This window comes from Microbacterium sp. zg-Y1090 (genome assembly GCF_030246945.1).
GTDB lineage: Bacteria > Actinomycetota > Actinomycetes > Actinomycetales > Microbacteriaceae > Microbacterium > Microbacterium wangruii.
The window spans coordinates 1335889-1350038 of sequence record NZ_CP126742.1 but is presented as its reverse complement, the minus strand read 5'-3'; the positions used below and the strand labels follow the sequence as shown (position 1 = coordinate 1350038).

The window sequence follows — 14150 nt, the reverse complement described above, 5'->3', positions numbered from 1 at the left end:
GGCGTGGACCCACTCATCCCGGCGGACTCTCACCGCCAGACAGGCTCAATATCGTGACGACTTTCGCCGAACTCGGCGTCGATCAGGACATCGTCGACACCCTCGCCGCCCGCGGCATCGTGGACGCGTTCCCGATCCAGGAGCAGACGATCCCCCTCGGCCTCCCCGGCCAGGACATCATCGGCCAGGCCAAGACCGGCACGGGCAAGACCTTCGGCTTCGGCATCCCGGTGGTGCAGCGCCTCGGACCGGACCCCGCCCCCGGCGTGAAGGCCCTGATCGTCGTCCCCACCCGCGAGCTGTGCGTCCAGGTCTACGAGGACATGGACATGCTCACCTCCGGCCGCTCCACGAGCGTCGTGGCGATCTACGGCGGCAAGGCCTACGAGGGCCAGATCGACCAGCTGAAGGCCGGCGCGCAGATCGTCGTGGGCACCCCCGGGCGCCTCATCGACCTGGCCAACCAGCGCCTGCTCGATCTCTCGCACGCCACCGAGGTGGTGCTGGACGAGGCCGACAAGATGCTCGACCTCGGCTTCCTCCCCGACATCGAGAAGATCTTCTCGAAGGTCCCGCCGGTGCGTCACACGCAGCTGTTCTCGGCGACCATGCCCGGCCCGATCGTGGCGATGGCGCGCCGGTTCATGTCGAACCCCATCCACATCCGCGCCACCGACCCGGACGAGGGTCTGACGCAGGCGAACATCAAGCACCTCGTCTACCGGGCCCACTCGCTGGACAAGGACGAGATCATCGCCCGCATCCTGCAGTCCGAGGGCCGTGGCAAGACGGTGATCTTCACCCGCACGAAGCGCGCCGCCCAGAAGCTGTCCGACGAGCTCAGCGACCGCGGCTTCAACACCGCCTCGGTGCACGGCGACATGAGCCAGGAGGCGCGCGAGCGCTCGATGGCCGCGTTCAAGGCCGGCAAGAAGGACGTGCTCATCGCCACCGACGTCGCCGCCCGCGGCATCGACGTCGACGATGTCACCCACGTCATCAACCACACCATCCCCGACGATGAGAAGACCTACCTGCACCGCGCCGGCCGCACCGGCCGCGCGGGCAAGACCGGCATCGCCGTGACCTTCGTCGACTGGGACGACCTGCACAAGTGGGCCCTCATCAACCGGGCGCTGGAGTTCGGTCAGCCGGAGCCGGTCGAGACGTACTCGTCCAGCCCGCACCTGTTCACCGATCTGGACATCCCCGCGGGCACCAAGGGACGCATCGTCACGGCGCCGCGCACCCAGGCCGTCAAGACGCAGGATGCCACCGCCCGCACCGGCGGCACGGGCAGCACCGATCCCGCCCGTCGGCGTCGCCGTCGCCGCGGCGAGGGCGAGGGCGAGGGCGAGGAGCGCACCGCATCGGGCGCCGAGCCCACGCGCGACACGGAGGGCGGCGGCACGCACGACGGCGCTGGCAAGGAGCACCACGACGGCAAGGCCGCGCCCCGCCGCCGCCGCCGGCGCCGGGGTTCCGGCACGGGCGCACCCACCGCGCCCTGAGCCAGCGGACCGCCTCGAACCGCCCCGTTCCCCGCGCGCAGCGGCGGGTCTAGAGTGAGCGCCGACGGCGCACTGCGCGTCGTCGGCGACGAAGGGCGGTGATCCCCGTGCGTTTCATCGACGTGGTGGAGTATCAGGGTTTCTGGGGCTCGTTCTGGGATCTCATCTGGTGGTTCCTGTCGGCGCTCATCTTCATCGCCTACCTCTTCGCCCTGTTCGCGATCATCAGCGATCTGTTCCGCGACCACCAGCTGAGCGGCGGGTGGAAGGCGGTGTGGATCTTCTTCCTCATCTTCTTCCCGATCATCACGGCGCTGGTGTACCTCATCGCGCGCGGCGGCGGCATGGCCGACCGCAGCGCGCGGGCGGCCGAGTCGGCGCGCGATGCTCAGGCGGCCTACATCCAGTCGGTCGCGGGAACCAGCCCCAGCCCCAGCGAGGAGATCGCCAAGGCCAAGCGCCTGCTCGACGAGGGCACCATCACCCCGGCCGAGTACGAGTCGCTGAAGGCCCGCGCCCTCGCGGGCTGACGATCCCGGGGCGCCGTCGCTCAGGCCATCGGGGGTGCGGCGCGCAGCTCCGCCGCCCAGGGCGGGTCGGCGCCAGGACGCGACACGGTGATCGCTGCGGCGGCGGCGCAGCGTCGCAGCAGCGCCTCGAGCTCTCCGCTGCTCCACCCGGCGATGCGGGCGCGGGCGTCCGCCGCCGTCGGGGCGTGCAGCTCCGCGATGAGCGCGGCCATCACCGTGTCACCCGCGCCGACGGTGTCCACGACCTGCACTCGTGCGGCCAGCACCTCGACCGCTCCCGAACCGTGCACCGCGTACAGCCCGTCAGCGCCTTCGGTGACGACCACCAGTGCCGGTCCGGCCGCCGCCCAGTCCGCCGCCACCTGTCGGTGATCCTCACCCGGATGCAGCCAGTCGAGGTCCTCGCCGCTGACCTTCACGACGTCCGACAGGGCGACCAGGCGGGCGACGCGCGTGCGCACGTCGTCGGGATCCGTGATCAGCGACGGCCGGATGTTGGGGTCGTAAGTGACCACCGCGTGCTCCCGGGCCGCGTCGAGCGCCGCCGCGACGACGTCGGCGCCGGGGCGCAGCACGGCGGCGATCGAACCCGCGTGCACGACAGGGGCCGTCGACGTGGACCACGGCTGCGGCGCCCAGACGATGTCGAACGCGTAGGACGCCGCACCCTCGGCATCCAGGCGTGCCACAGCGGTGGACGTGCGCGCGGGGACGCCGGGAACGCGCACCGCCACCCCGGACCCGCTGAGCCACGCGCGCACGGCCCGGCCGTGGTCGTCGTCGGCGAGCTGGGTGACCAGCTCTGCGGCCAGCCCGCGCCGCGCGAGCGCCAGGGCGACGTTGGCGGGACTGCCACCGGGACTCGTGCGGATGCCGTCGGGCGCATGGACGATGTCGACGAGTGCCTCGCCGATCACGGTGACGTCAGGGCCGGTGGGCATGGGGCGTCCTCTCTGCTGACCCTGCGGCCGCGGTGCGGCCCGGGGAATGCGCCGCGCGCGTCACGGGTACACCGGGGTGCTGCCCGTGGCGCGATCGATGATGCGGGCGACCATCTCATCGGACGTCGTGTGCTCGCCCGGCAGATTCGGCTTGCCCAGACCGTGGTAGTCGCTCGAGCCGGTGACGATGAGGTCATGGCGCCGCGCGAAGTCGGCGAGCACCGCCGCGCCCTCCGGGGAGTTCTCCCGGTGGCCGAGCTCGACCCCGCCGAGGCCGAGACCCACCAGTTCTTCATAGAGCGACAGCGGCATCATGCGCCCGCGCCCGGCGGGGTGGGCGATGACCGGCACGCCCCCGGCACCGGCGATGAGCGAGACGGCGGTGGCGACGTCGGGCGCGTAGTGCGGCACGTAATAGTCGCCGCCGGGGGCGAGGATGCCCGCGAACGCGTCGCTGCGGTCGGCGGCGAGACCCCGCGCGACCAGCGCGTCGGCGATGTGGGGGCGGCCCACGGTCGCACCTTCCCCGGTCTGCTCCACCACGTCGTCCCACGTCAGGTCGTAGTCGCGAGCGATGCCGGCGACGATCCGCTCCGCGCGACCGATGCGAGCGGTCCGGATGCGGTCGGTCTCGGCCCGCAGCGCTGGGTCGTCCGGATCGAAGAGGTAGCCGAGCACGTGCACGCTGCGCCACTCGTGGGTGCTGCTGAGCTCCATCCCCGGCAGGAACGTGATCCCGAGCGAGGTCGCGGCCTCCGCGGCCTCGGCCCAGCCGGCGGTGGTGTCGTGGTCGGTGAGCGACACGGTCCGCAGCCCTCGCCGATGCACGGCCTGCATCACCTGGGCCGGCGGCTCGGTGCCGTCGGAGTGCACGGAGTGCAGATGAAGGTCGCTGGGCCCCTCGACGCGTCGCCGTCCTGCACTCACCCTCCGAGCGTACCGGCGCGACACGCGCACGGCGGGTGCGTCGTCGGTCGATCTCCCAGGGTGCTGTCATAGAGTCGCGACGTGCTGCGTCTGACCGGGATCCTCCTGACGGTCCTGTTCGCGATCGGCGCCGCGATCGTGACATGGCCGTCCTTCTTCCGTGTGGAGCGGATGTTCCCGATCGCCCAGATCGTCGCCTTCCGTCCGCTCATCGTGCTGGCGTTCGCGACGATGCTCCTGCTGGCGCTCCTGCTGGCGCTGGCCCGACCGATGCGCGCCTTCGCGCTGTCGATCGCCACGGTGTGCCTCCTCGCCGCCGGCGCCGGCGCCGTGATGGTCGCGGAACGCGGAGTGGGCGCAGAAGCCCTCCCGGCCAAGGGCGAGACGAGCCTGCGCGTGATGACCTGGAACACCGCCGGGGGTGAGGCCACCGCTCCCGAGAAGATCGCCCAGACGGCCGTCACGATGGAGGCGGACGTCGTCGCCCTGCCGGAGACGACCATCGAGACCGGCTCGGCGGTGGCCGAGGCGATGCGCGAGATGGGGCACCCGATGTGGGCGCACCACACCAAGCACGGGCTGTGGGATGCCTCGTCGACCACCCTGCTCATCTCACCGGACCTCGGCGACTACGCCGTGATCGAGTCGTCCCGCGACGGCTCCAGCAACACCTCGGTCGTGCCGAGCGCCGTCGCGATGCCGGTGGACGGCAGCGGGCCGATCATCGTCGCCGCCCACGCCGTCGCGCCCCGCCAGAACGCCATGCAGGCGTGGCGCGACGATCTGCAGTGGCTCGCCGACCAGTGCGCCGCCGATGACGTCATCATGGCCGGGGACTTCAACGCCACCATCGACCACATGCTGCGCATGGGCGTCGACGGCGGGCACCTCGGCCGCTGCCGCGACGCCGCCGCCGACAGCGGCACCGGGGCCGCCGGCACCTGGCCGACCGACGTGCCCTCCCTCATCGGCTCCCCCATCGACCACGTCATGACGACGGATGCCTGGACCGTGAGCGGCTCCGTCGTGCTGACGTCCATGGACGGCGTCGGCAGCGATCACCGCCCCCTGGTGGTGCAGCTGGAGCCGGCGGGCTGATTCTCACTGCTCTCACGTCTGCAGGTGGGACACTGGAAGCATGAACTCGTCAGGCGACAGCGGCACGACCGCGACCGAACCGCAGCAGACCGACACCAGCACCAACCGGCGTCAGAACTACGGCCAGGGCTTCCTGGACACGATCTCGACCGGCTGGGCCGAGCGTCCCGCCATCCTCCCCGAGGAGCGCGCGCAGGCGCCCTATGCCGCACGGCGGCGGGCGGCGCTGTCCGAGGCGTTCCCCGGTCAGCGGCTCGTGGTGCCCGCCGGCTCGCTCAAGCAGCGCAGCAACGACACCGACTACCCCTTCCGGGCGCACTCGGCGTTCTCCCACCTCACCGGGTGGGGCGCCGACAGCCAGCCCGACGCGGTGCTGGTGTTCGAGCCCACCGACGACGGCCACGACGTGACCCTGTACTTCCGGGAGCGCGCCGACCGCACGACGGCGGAGTTCTACTCCGACGCCTCGATCGGCGAGTTCTGGATCGGCCCGCGCCCCGACCTCGACGGCGTCGCCGGGGAGCTCGGCATCGCCACCGCACACCTCGACGACTTCGCCGCAGGCGACGACGACCTCGTCGTCGGCGAGGATGCCGACCTCACCCGCGTCGTCTCCGAGATGCGGCTGATCAAGGACGACTACGAGATCGCGCAGATGCGCCTCGCGGTCGAGGTCACCGCCGACGGGTTCGACGACATCGTCGCCAACCTCCCGCGCATCATCGAGCATCCCCGCGGCGAACGGGTGGTCGAGGGCGTGTTCCACCAGCGGGCGCGCAGCGACGGCAACGCGGTGGGTTACGACACGATCGCGGCATCCGGACCCCACGCCTGCTACCTGCACTGGACCCGCAACGACGGGGCGGTGCTGCCGGGCGACCTCATCCTCATCGACGCCGGCGCCGAGGTCGACAGCCTCTACACCGCCGACATCACGCGCACGCTGCCGGTGTCGGGGACCTTCACCGACATCCAGCGGCGCATCTACGAGACCGTGCGCGAGGCGGCGGATGCCGCGTTCGCGGCGGCCCGGCCCGGCGTCACCTTCCGCACCCTCCACGAGACGGCGCTGGCCGTGCTCGCGCGCCGCACGGCGGAGTGGGGTCTGCTGCCGGTGACGGCCGAGGAGGCCCTCGACGCCGACACCGGCGGCCACCACCGCCGCTACATGGTGCACGGCACGAGCCACCACCTGGGCATCGACGTGCACGACTGCGCGCAGGCGCGGCGCGAGATGTACTACGACGGCATCCTGCAGCCGGGCATGGTGTTCACCATCGAGCCCGGACTGTACTTCCAGATCGATGACACCACCGTGCCCGAGGAGTACCGCGGCATCGGCGTGCGCATCGAGGACGACATCCTCATGACCGAGGACGGCCCGGTCAACCTCTCCGCGGGCATCCCGCGCACGGCCGACGAGGTCGAGGCCTGGATCGCCGGCGAGAAGCCGGCGTGATGACCGCGGGTCGCGCGGGCGCGCACCGCGAGCACGACGCGCCGCGCCCGCGCGACCGGGATCGCCGCGCGTGAGCTTCACGCCGCCGCCGGCGTTCACCACGCGGCCGACCCTCGAGGGCACCTTCGGCATGGCCGCCTCGACGCACGCCACCGCGACGGCGGTGGCGCAGTCCGTGCTCGAGCGCGGCGGCAATGCGTTCGACGCGGTCGTCGCGGGCGGCTTCGTGCTGCACGTGGTCGAGCCTCACCTCAACGGCCCCGGCGGCGACCTGGTCGGGATCTTCCAGCGCGGGGATGCCGACGCCGGCGCACCCACGGTGCTGATGGGCCAGGGGCCGGCTCCCGCGGGGGCGTCGATCCCGCACCTGCGCGGTGAGGGGCTCGACCTCGTCCCCGGTGCCGGTGGCCTCGCCGCGGCCGTGCCCGGCGCGGTGGATGCGTGGCTGCTGCTGCTGCGCGACCACGGCACGTGGGAGGTCGGCGACGTGCTCGCCTACGCGATCGGCTACGCGCGTGACGGGCATCCGCTGCTCGCGGCGGTCTCGGCGACCATCGAGCGGGTGTCGGGGCTGTTCCGCGACGCCTGGCCGAGCTCCGCAGAGCTGTGGATGCCGGAGGGTGTCGTGCCCGCCGCCGGCGACCTGGTGCGCAACCCCGCCTATGCGAGGGTGCTCGAGGGTCTCGTCGCCGCGGGCTCCGCCGCACCCGACCGGCGGGCCCGCATCGACGCCGCACGGCGCGAATGGAAGACCGGGCTCGTCGCGCAGGCGGCATCCGCCTTCCTCGCCACCCCCCACCGGCACTCGTCCGGGACCGATCACGCGGGAGTGGTCACCCCGGCCGACTTCGCCGGCTTCGACGCCGGGTACGAGCCGGCGGTGTCGGCGCGGTTCCGCGGTCACACGGTCGCCAAGGCGGGCCCGTGGACCCAGGGCCCCGCGCTGCTGGAGGCGCTGCGCATCCTCGACGGCTTCGACGACGACGCGCTGGACCCGGCGACCGCGCACGGCGCGCACACCATCGTCGAGGCGCTCAAGCTCGCCCTCGCCGATCGCGACGCCTACTTCGGGGACGACGGCGACGACGGGCTCGTCGCGGCGCTGCTGTCGGAGGACTACATCGCCTCCCGGCGCCGCCAGATCGGCGACTGCGCGTCGCACGAGTGGCGACCGGGGACGCTGCCGGGCCGGCATCCGTTCCGCCCGCCCCTGCGCACCGATACCGGCGAGACGGCCGCCGTGGCCGGCGCCGGTGAGCCGACCGTCGCGAGGTCGGGGCAGACGCGCGGCGACACCTGCCACATCGACGTCGTCGACCGGTGGGGCAACATCGTGGCGGTGACCCCGTCGGGCGGCTGGCTGCAGTCCTCGCCCACTGTGCCCGAGCTCGGCTTCTGCCTCGGCACGCGACTGCAGATGACCTGGCTCGACGAGCAGTCGCCGTCGGCCCTCCGCCCCGGCCGTCGTCCCCGCACCACGCTGACCCCGACCCTGGTGCTGCGCGACGGTGCTGCCGTGATGGCGTGCGGCACGCCGGGCGGAGACCAGCAGGAGCAGTGGCAGCTGCCCATGCTCGTACGGATGCTCGCCGGCGGGTACTCCGCGCAGCAGGCCATCGACGCGCCCACGCTGCACACGACCGCGCTGATCGACTCGTTCTGGCCGCGCACGTGGACACCGGCGGGCGTCATCGCCGAGGACCGGCTCGAGGACGACGTGCTGGCCGGACTGGCGGAGCGCGGCCACGACGTGACGCGGTCGGGTCCCTGGGCCCTCGGACGACTGAGCGGTGTCGGCATCGACCGCAGCCGTGGCGTGCTGTGGGCAGCCGCCAACCCCCGCGGCATGCAGGGGTACGCCGCCGGGCGCTGAACGCCGCGGCGGCGCCGAAACGCCCCTCAGCGCGGATGGTGCGCGGCCTCAGGCGTGCGTGCGCATCCACCCGGCGACGTCGGCGGCCAGCTGCTCGCCGATCTCGTCGGCGGGCCGCCGGCGTCCCTTCACCTCGAAGGAGTGGTTGCCGCCCTCGATCCAGTGCACCGACGCGTCGCGGCACGTCGCCACCGCCTGCTGCAGCTGCTCGTGCGGATCGACGAACGGATCGTTCGTGCCCTCGACGAACAGCTGCGGCGGCGTCACCCGCGGCAGATGATCGACGCGCGGCTTATCGGGGCGCCCCGGGGGGTGCAGCGGGTAGCCGAGGTAGACCAGTCCCGTGGGGGCGATCATCCCGTCGGCCGCGGCGAGCGACGCCATGCGCCCGCCATAGGACTTGCCCACCGCCCAGAGCGGCAGGTCCGGGTGCAGCTCCCGCAGCGTGGCCTCGGCCGCCTGCCATGTCACCACGGCCGCAGCGGGCGGTCCCGGCATGCGCCGGCCGGCCTCCACGTAGGGGAAGTTGAAGCGCAGCGTCGCGACGCCCGCAGCGACCATCCCCCGGGTGAAGCCCACCAGGAAGGGATGCCGGTAGCCGGCGCCTGCGCCGTGTGCCACCGCCATCGCCGCCCACGGGGAAGGCGGCGACTCGGCATCCGCCGAGACGACCGTATCGCCCGAAGGCAGCGAGACGACCGGCGACGGCATCAGAAGCCCGCGGCGCCGCCGTCGGATCCGCCGGCGCTCCCGCCGTCAGCACCGGCGTCCGTCGGGGATGCCGCGTCGGCGTCCCCGTTCTGCCGGGGCGGGGTGATCCGCTCGCCGTAGCGCGGCGGTTCGCTGGGGTCCATCGGGGGTGGGGGCACCGGAGCGGCAGGGCGCGGAGGCAGCGGCGCCGAGCCGGGTGCCGCTGCGGCGCCGGCCGGCGTCCCAGCAGGCGCCGCAGCGGGAGCTCCCGCGCGACCGAGCACCTGCCGGGCCTTGTGCACGCTGGCCGCCTGCACGGTGACCTCATAGCGCTCCGCCGCGACCTGCGTGATCGAGGCGTAGTCGCGGCGGCGACGGATGAACGAGTACGCGATGATGCTCATCAGCATGCCGACGGCGATGCCGACGAGCAGCACACCGGCGAACAGCTGGATGGGAACCTCCGGTGCGCCGAGCACGAAGATCGCCGCGAACAGCAGGCCCAGCAGCAGGCCGTTGGTGGCCCCCTGACGAGCGGCGGTGGCGTAGCCGAGACGGCCGGTCACCTTCTCGATCGACCGCAGTCCCTGACCGACGATCGTGATGTCCCGCGCGGGCACATCCGCGGCGATCATCGTCGAGACGGCCTTCTGTGCGGCCTCGTACGAGGTGAACACCGCGACGGTCTCCCCCACCGCGTTGCGCCCCGATCCGAACGCGCCCATCATGCTCATCCCCCCATCTTCGCACGCGTCCGCGCGGCGGGCCGGGGCCGCGCGGGTGCACCCCGCGCACTACGCTGGGGGCGTGAGCACGCAGAGGGTCTTCGTCGCGCGGCTGGTCGGCTGCACGGTCTTCGATCCTGCCGGCGACCGTCTGGGCAAGGTGCGCGACGTCGTCGTCATCTTCCGCAAGGACGACCCGCCGCGCGTCATCGGGCTGGTCGTGGAGATCCCCGGCCGCCGCCACGTGTTCCTGTCGATCGGCCGCGTGACCTCGATCGCCACGGGCCAGGTCATCACGACCGGCCTGATCAACGTGCGCCGCTTCCAGCAGCGCGGCGGCGAGGTGCGCGTCATGGCGGAGCTGCTCGGGCGCAAGGTGTACCTGCGCGACGGCAGCGGCACCGCCGTCATCGAAGACGTCGCCATCGATCGCAGCCGCCTCGGCGACTGGGACGTGTCCCAGCTGTTCCTGCGCCGACCCAAGACCAGCGCGGCGCCCTTCGCCAAGGGGCCGACGACGTTCGCGGCCTGGGACGAGGTGCGCGAGCACCAGGTGCCCGGTGAGGCGCAGTCCGCCGAGCAGCTCGTGGCCACCTACTCGGAGCTGCGCCCCGCCGACCTCGCGAACACCCTGCTGGACCTGCCTGCCGAGCGGCTGCTCGAAGTCGCCGGCGAGCTGCCCGACGACCGCCTCGCCGACGCCCTCGAGGAGATGCCGGAAGACGAGCAGATGCACATCCTCGAGAACCTCGGCGACGAGCGCGCCGCCGACGTCCTCGACCACATGGAGCCCGACGACGCCGCCGACCTGCTCGGCCAGTTCCCCGAGGGCCGCATCGCGCAGCTGCTCGAGCTGATGGAACCCGACGAGGCCGAGGACGTGCGGGCGCTGCTGGAGTACGGCCCCGACACCGCCGGCGGCCTCATGACGAACGAGCCCATCGTGCTCTCGGCCGAGAACACGGTCGCCGAGGCGCTGGCGCTCATCCGGCGGCACGAGCTGCACCCGGCCCTCGCGGCCGCCGTGTACATCACGCTGCCCCCCTTCGAGACGCCCACCGGCCGCTTGCTGGGCGTCGTCCACTTCCAGCGGATGCTGCGATACCCGCCGCACGAGCGTCTGGGCGCCATCATCGACGACTCCCTCGAGCCCGTGCCGGCCACGGCGCCCGCATCCGAGGTGGCGCGACTGCTGGCGACCTACAACCTCGTGTCGCTCCCCGTGGTCGATCAGGGCCACCGCCTCGTCGGCGCGGTCAGCGTCGACGACGTGCTGGACTACCTGCTGCCCGACGACTGGCGCTCTCACGATGCGCCCCGTCATGACAGCGTCTCCCGCCGAACGGTCGGCCGCTGATGGCGCGCGCACGCAAGGCGACCCTCGAGGCGCCCCGGGGACGCCCGGGGATGCTCGCCCGCAGCGGCCCCCCGCAGCCCTCCAACGACCGGTTCGGCCGGTTCACCGAGTGGATCGCGCGTGCCATGGGCACGCCGATGTTCCTGCTGCTGCTGAGCCTGTTCTGCATCGCGTGGCTCTCCTGGAACACCCTCATGCCGGTGCACCTTCGCTTCGACTCGGCCGCGAACGGGTTCACCGCCCTCACCCTCATGCTGTCGCTGCAGGCCTCGTACGCCGCCCCGCTGATCCTGCTGGCCCAGAACCGTCAGGACGACCGCGACCGCGTGCAGATCGAGCAGGACCGCCAGCGCGCCGAGCGCAACCTGGCGGACACCGAGTACCTGGCCCGGGAGATCGTGGCCCTGCGCATGGCGCTGACCGAGGTCACCAGCGAGGTCGTCACCCGCGACGTGCTCCGTCAGGAGCTCGCCCGCGCTCTCGAGCGCCGCCCAGAGTCCGAAGAAGGCGACGACGTCGCCGACCGACCACAGACCGCCGACGACGGGCACGCGAACCGATGACCGCACTCGACGACGCCGTTCGCGCGGCGGTCGGCGCCGTCACCGATCCGGAGCTGCGCCGTCCCCTCGCCGAGCTCGACATGGTGCGCAGCATCAGCGTCGACGCCGGTGTCGACGGCGCCCGCGCCCGCGTGGGAATCGACCTCACGATCGTCGGATGCCCTGCCGCGGACCGGATCGAGGCCGACGTGCGCGCTGCGGCGATGGGCGTCCCCGGAATCGACGGGGTCGACCTCGAGATCGGTGTGATGACCCCCGCGCAGCGCGCCGCGCTCACGGAGCGGCTGCGGGGCGGTCGCGCCGCGCGGCAGATGCCGTTCGGCCCGGATTCCCTCACCCGCGTCATCGCCGTCACGAGCGGCAAGGGCGGCGTGGGCAAGTCGTCGCTCACCGCCAACCTCGCCGTCGCGCTCGCGGCCCGGGGCGCCGCCGTGGGCGTCATCGACGCCGACGTGCACGGCTTCTCGATCCCGGGCCTGCTGGGACTGGTCGATGGCGACGGGATGCCGCCCCAGCCGACCCGCATCGACGACCTGATGCTGCCGCCGGTCGCGCACGGCGTGAAGGCGATCTCGATCGGGATGTTCCTCCCCCGTGACACTGCGGCCCCCGGCGCCGTGGCCTGGCGCGGGCCGATGCTCCACCGCACCATCCAGCAGTTCCTCACCGACGTGTACTTCGGCGACCTCGACGTGCTCCTGCTGGACATGCCGCCGGGCACCGGCGATGTCGCCATCTCGGTCGGTCAGTTCCTCCCCCACGCGGAGGTGCTCGTCGTGACGACCCCGCAGTCCGCGGCATCCGATGTCGCCGTCCGCAGCGGCCTGGTCGCCCGCCAGACCGGGCAGCACGTCATCGGCGTGGTCGAGAACATGGCCGCGATGACACTGCCCGACGGCACGGTGCTCGACCTGTTCGGCAGCGGCGGCGGCGCCGCGGTCGCCCGCGCGCTGTCGGCCGACGGCGCCGAGGTGCCGCTCTTGGCCACCGTGCCGCTCAGCCCGTCGCTGCGGGCGGCCGGGGATGCGGGCGTGCCCGTCGTCGTCGGGGCACCCGACGACCCGGCGGCGGCCGCGATCACCGCGCTGGCGGCCGACCTGCTCGCCCGCGGGCGTGGCCTGGCCGGCAGATCCCTGCCGTTCGCTCCCCGCTAGGGCTCAGGTCGCTTCGCTGTCGAAGGGAGGCGGCCCGTCGGGCCTCTGCAGCGGCGGCGTCGCAGGCGCAGCAGCGGTCGTCATCGCCGCGCCGGTCGCCGCGGCGCGCACCGTGGTCGTGGGAGCGTCGTCCAGCAGCGCCTCACGGATGATGCGGCGCGGGTCGTACTGACGAGGGTCCAGTTTCCGCCAGTCGACGTCGTCGAGGCCTTCGCCCATCTCCTCCTGCACACGCGTCTTCGCGCCGGAGACCCAGTCCCGCGCCTTGACCGTGAGGCGGGCGAGACCCTCTGCGTAGCGCGGCAGTCGCTCGGGGCCGATGAGCATGCCGGCGATCACGGCGATCAGCAGCAGCTTCTCCCACGTGAGCCCGAACACCATGCCTCCAGGTTACCCGTGCGCCTGCGGGGTTGCCGCGGATCACCCGCGTACGCTGACTCCTGGAGGTGCCATGGGCGAGCACGACGCGAACCGCAGGTTCGCAGCGGAGGTGACGGTCGAACCCGACGCGATCGGAAGGGCACGGGCGCATGCGCTCGAGCTGGGCGCCGAGCCCATCAGCGCCCCGGTCGGCGCACAGTGCGCCGTGATCGCGGCGGCCTCCAAAGCCCTGAACATCGTCGAGGTCGGCACCGGCGCCGGGGTCTCCGGACTCTGGCTGCTGCACGGATCGCCCCAGGCGACCCTCACCACCATCGACATCGAGCCGGAGCATCTCGGCGCCGCCCGCCAGGCGTTCTCGGCCGCGGGCATCGCGCCCGCGCGTGCGCGCTTCATCGCCGGCCGCGGAGCCGACGTGCTGCCGCGCATGAACGAAGCCTCCTACGACATCGTGCTGATCGACGCCGACCCCGAGGGCGTCATCGAGTACGTCGAGCACGGCCTGCGCCTCGTGCGCGCCGGGGGCACCGTGCTGGTGCCTCGCGTGCTCGGCGGAGGCGCCGTGGCCGATCCGGTGCGACGCGACCCGATCACCAGCGCGTATCGCTCCCTCATCCAGGAGACCCAGGCATCGCCCGCCGTCATCGGTGCGCTGTCGATCGCGGGCGAGGGCCTGCTGCAGCTGACGACCGTCGCCTCACGCTGACCGCACACGAGAGCGGCCGGCCCCGAAGGACCGGCCGCTCTCGTGTCACGGATGTGTCAGGCTGCGTTGACGACGCCACCGAGGACGTCATAGAGCTCTTTCGCCTCGTCGTCGTTGACGGAGACGACCAGGCGGCCGCCGCCCTCGAGGGGAACGCGCACGATGATCAGGCGTCCCTCCTTCACGGCCTCCATCGGTCCATCACCGGTTCGCGGCTTCATGGCTGCCATACGGG

15 protein-coding genes are annotated in these 14150 nt (G+C 72.7%); 9 read left to right on the top strand and 6 right to left on the bottom strand.

Features of this window, described 5'->3' with window-relative positions; genetic code table 11:
• Positions 1-53: 53 nt before the first annotated feature.
• Complete coding sequence (locus QNO26_RS06355) at positions 54-1511, top strand: DEAD/DEAH box helicase (RefSeq protein WP_257638322.1); 1458 nt, start codon at positions 54-56, stop codon at positions 1509-1511.
• A gap of 107 nt (positions 1512-1618) precedes the next feature.
• Positions 1619-2041, top strand: a complete 423-nt coding sequence (locus QNO26_RS06350) for a PLDc N-terminal domain-containing protein (RefSeq protein WP_257531751.1) — start codon at positions 1619-1621, stop codon at positions 2039-2041.
• A 20-nt stretch (positions 2042-2061) separates the two neighbouring features.
• Here the strand turns inward: QNO26_RS06350 and QNO26_RS06345 are convergent, their stop codons facing one another.
• Both QNO26_RS06345 and QNO26_RS06340 read right to left on the bottom strand, forming a co-directional pair.
• On the bottom strand, positions 2062-2982 hold the full coding sequence (locus QNO26_RS06345) for a PfkB family carbohydrate kinase (RefSeq protein ID WP_257638321.1): 921 nt from the start codon (positions 2980-2982) through the stop codon (positions 2062-2064).
• Positions 2983-3042: 60 nt separating this feature from the next.
• Positions 3043-3909: a PHP domain-containing protein gene (locus QNO26_RS06340; protein ID WP_257531298.1), complete on the bottom strand. Its 867-nt coding sequence runs from the start codon at positions 3907-3909 to the stop codon at positions 3043-3045.
• Between the two features lie 81 nt (positions 3910-3990).
• On the opposite strand from QNO26_RS06340, the gene QNO26_RS06335 reads away from it, so the two are divergent.
• The 3 genes from QNO26_RS06335 to QNO26_RS06325 all read left to right on the top strand — a co-directional run bounded on the left by QNO26_RS06335 (position 3991) and on the right by QNO26_RS06325 (position 8339).
• Positions 3991-5007, top strand: a complete 1017-nt coding sequence (locus QNO26_RS06335) for an endonuclease/exonuclease/phosphatase family protein (RefSeq protein ID WP_257531299.1) — start codon at positions 3991-3993, stop codon at positions 5005-5007.
• Positions 5008-5047: 40 nt separating this feature from the next.
• Positions 5048-6466: an aminopeptidase P family protein gene (locus QNO26_RS06330; RefSeq protein WP_257638320.1), complete on the top strand. Its 1419-nt coding sequence runs from the start codon at positions 5048-5050 to the stop codon at positions 6464-6466.
• Between the two features lie 70 nt (positions 6467-6536).
• A complete protein-coding gene (locus tag QNO26_RS06325) occupies positions 6537-8339 on the top strand; it encodes a gamma-glutamyltransferase family protein (protein ID WP_257638319.1) in 1803 nt (600 codons plus the stop codon).
• A gap of 48 nt (positions 8340-8387) precedes the next feature.
• On the opposite strand, the gene QNO26_RS06320 is transcribed toward QNO26_RS06325, so the two are convergent.
• Together QNO26_RS06320 and QNO26_RS06315 are read right to left on the bottom strand one after the other, a co-directional pair.
• Positions 8388-9050: an alpha/beta hydrolase family protein gene (locus QNO26_RS06320; RefSeq protein ID WP_257638318.1), complete on the bottom strand. Its 663-nt coding sequence runs from the start codon at positions 9048-9050 to the stop codon at positions 8388-8390.
• Entirely contained in the window at positions 9050-9763 is a 714-nt protein-coding gene (locus QNO26_RS06315) for a YflT domain-containing protein (RefSeq protein WP_257531307.1), read from the bottom strand. Before QNO26_RS06315 ends, QNO26_RS06320 begins: the two co-directional genes overlap by 1 nt.
• 73 nt (positions 9764-9836) lie before the next feature.
• Between QNO26_RS06315 and QNO26_RS06310 the strand changes: the two genes are divergently transcribed.
• From QNO26_RS06310 to QNO26_RS06300, 3 genes are read left to right on the top strand one after another with little or no spacing between them, the layout of a single operon-like run.
• Positions 9837-11111, top strand: a complete 1275-nt coding sequence (locus QNO26_RS06310; RefSeq protein WP_257531309.1) for a magnesium transporter MgtE N-terminal domain-containing protein — start codon at positions 9837-9839, stop codon at positions 11109-11111.
• On the top strand, positions 11111-11674 hold the full coding sequence (locus QNO26_RS06305; protein WP_257531311.1) for a DUF1003 domain-containing protein: 564 nt from the start codon (positions 11111-11113) through the stop codon (positions 11672-11674). The genes QNO26_RS06310 and QNO26_RS06305 overlap by 1 nt, the downstream gene beginning before the upstream one ends.
• Positions 11671-12828 (top strand): P-loop NTPase, encoded by a 1158-nt coding sequence (locus tag QNO26_RS06300; RefSeq protein WP_257531313.1) that lies wholly within the window; start codon positions 11671-11673, stop codon positions 12826-12828. Before QNO26_RS06305 ends, QNO26_RS06300 begins: the two co-directional genes overlap by 4 nt.
• Before the next feature lie 3 nt (positions 12829-12831).
• On the opposite strand, the gene QNO26_RS06295 is transcribed toward QNO26_RS06300, so the two are convergent.
• The gene (locus QNO26_RS06295; RefSeq protein WP_257531315.1) at positions 12832-13209 is read right to left on the bottom strand and encodes a twin-arginine translocase TatA/TatE family subunit; all 378 of its coding nucleotides are present in this window, start codon (positions 13207-13209) and stop codon (positions 12832-12834) included.
• Between the two features lie 70 nt (positions 13210-13279).
• Here QNO26_RS06295 and QNO26_RS06290 point away from each other — a divergent pair, with 70 nt between their 5' ends.
• Positions 13280-13915 carry an O-methyltransferase gene (locus tag QNO26_RS06290; protein ID WP_257531317.1) on the top strand — a complete coding sequence of 212 codons (636 nt, stop codon included), beginning with the start codon at positions 13280-13282 and terminating at the stop codon, positions 13913-13915.
• Between the two features lie 56 nt (positions 13916-13971).
• Here the strand turns inward: QNO26_RS06290 and QNO26_RS06285 are convergent, their stop codons facing one another.
• The gene (locus QNO26_RS06285) at positions 13972-14145 is read right to left on the bottom strand and encodes a DUF3117 domain-containing protein (protein WP_257531319.1); all 174 of its coding nucleotides are present in this window, start codon (positions 14143-14145) and stop codon (positions 13972-13974) included.
• Positions 14146-14150: the final 5 nt, after the last annotated feature.

Bases quoted from the DNA above. Each gene is read 5' to 3' on its own strand.
- QNO26_RS06345 (WP_257638321.1), bottom strand. From the start codon at position 2,982: ATGCCCACCGGCCCTGACGTCACCGTGATCGGCGAGGCACTCGTCGAC.
- QNO26_RS06330 (WP_257638320.1), top strand. From the start codon at position 5,048: ATGAACTCGTCAGGCGACAGCGGCACGACCGCGACCGAACCGCAGCAG.
- QNO26_RS06320 (WP_257638318.1), bottom strand. From the start codon at position 9,050: ATGCCGTCGCCGGTCGTCTCGCTGCCTTCGGGCGATACGGTCGTCTCG.
- QNO26_RS06315 (WP_257531307.1), bottom strand. From the start codon at position 9,763: ATGAGCATGATGGGCGCGTTCGGATCGGGGCGCAACGCGGTGGGGGAG.
- QNO26_RS06305 (WP_257531311.1), top strand. From the start codon at position 11,111: ATGGCGCGCGCACGCAAGGCGACCCTCGAGGCGCCCCGGGGACGCCCG.
- QNO26_RS06300 (WP_257531313.1), top strand. From the start codon at position 11,671: ATGACCGCACTCGACGACGCCGTTCGCGCGGCGGTCGGCGCCGTCACC.
- QNO26_RS06295 (WP_257531315.1), bottom strand. From the start codon at position 13,209: ATGGTGTTCGGGCTCACGTGGGAGAAGCTGCTGCTGATCGCCGTGATC.
- QNO26_RS06290 (WP_257531317.1), top strand. From the start codon at position 13,280: ATGGGCGAGCACGACGCGAACCGCAGGTTCGCAGCGGAGGTGACGGTC.
- QNO26_RS06285 (WP_257531319.1), bottom strand. From the start codon at position 14,145: ATGGCAGCCATGAAGCCGCGAACCGGTGATGGACCGATGGAGGCCGTG.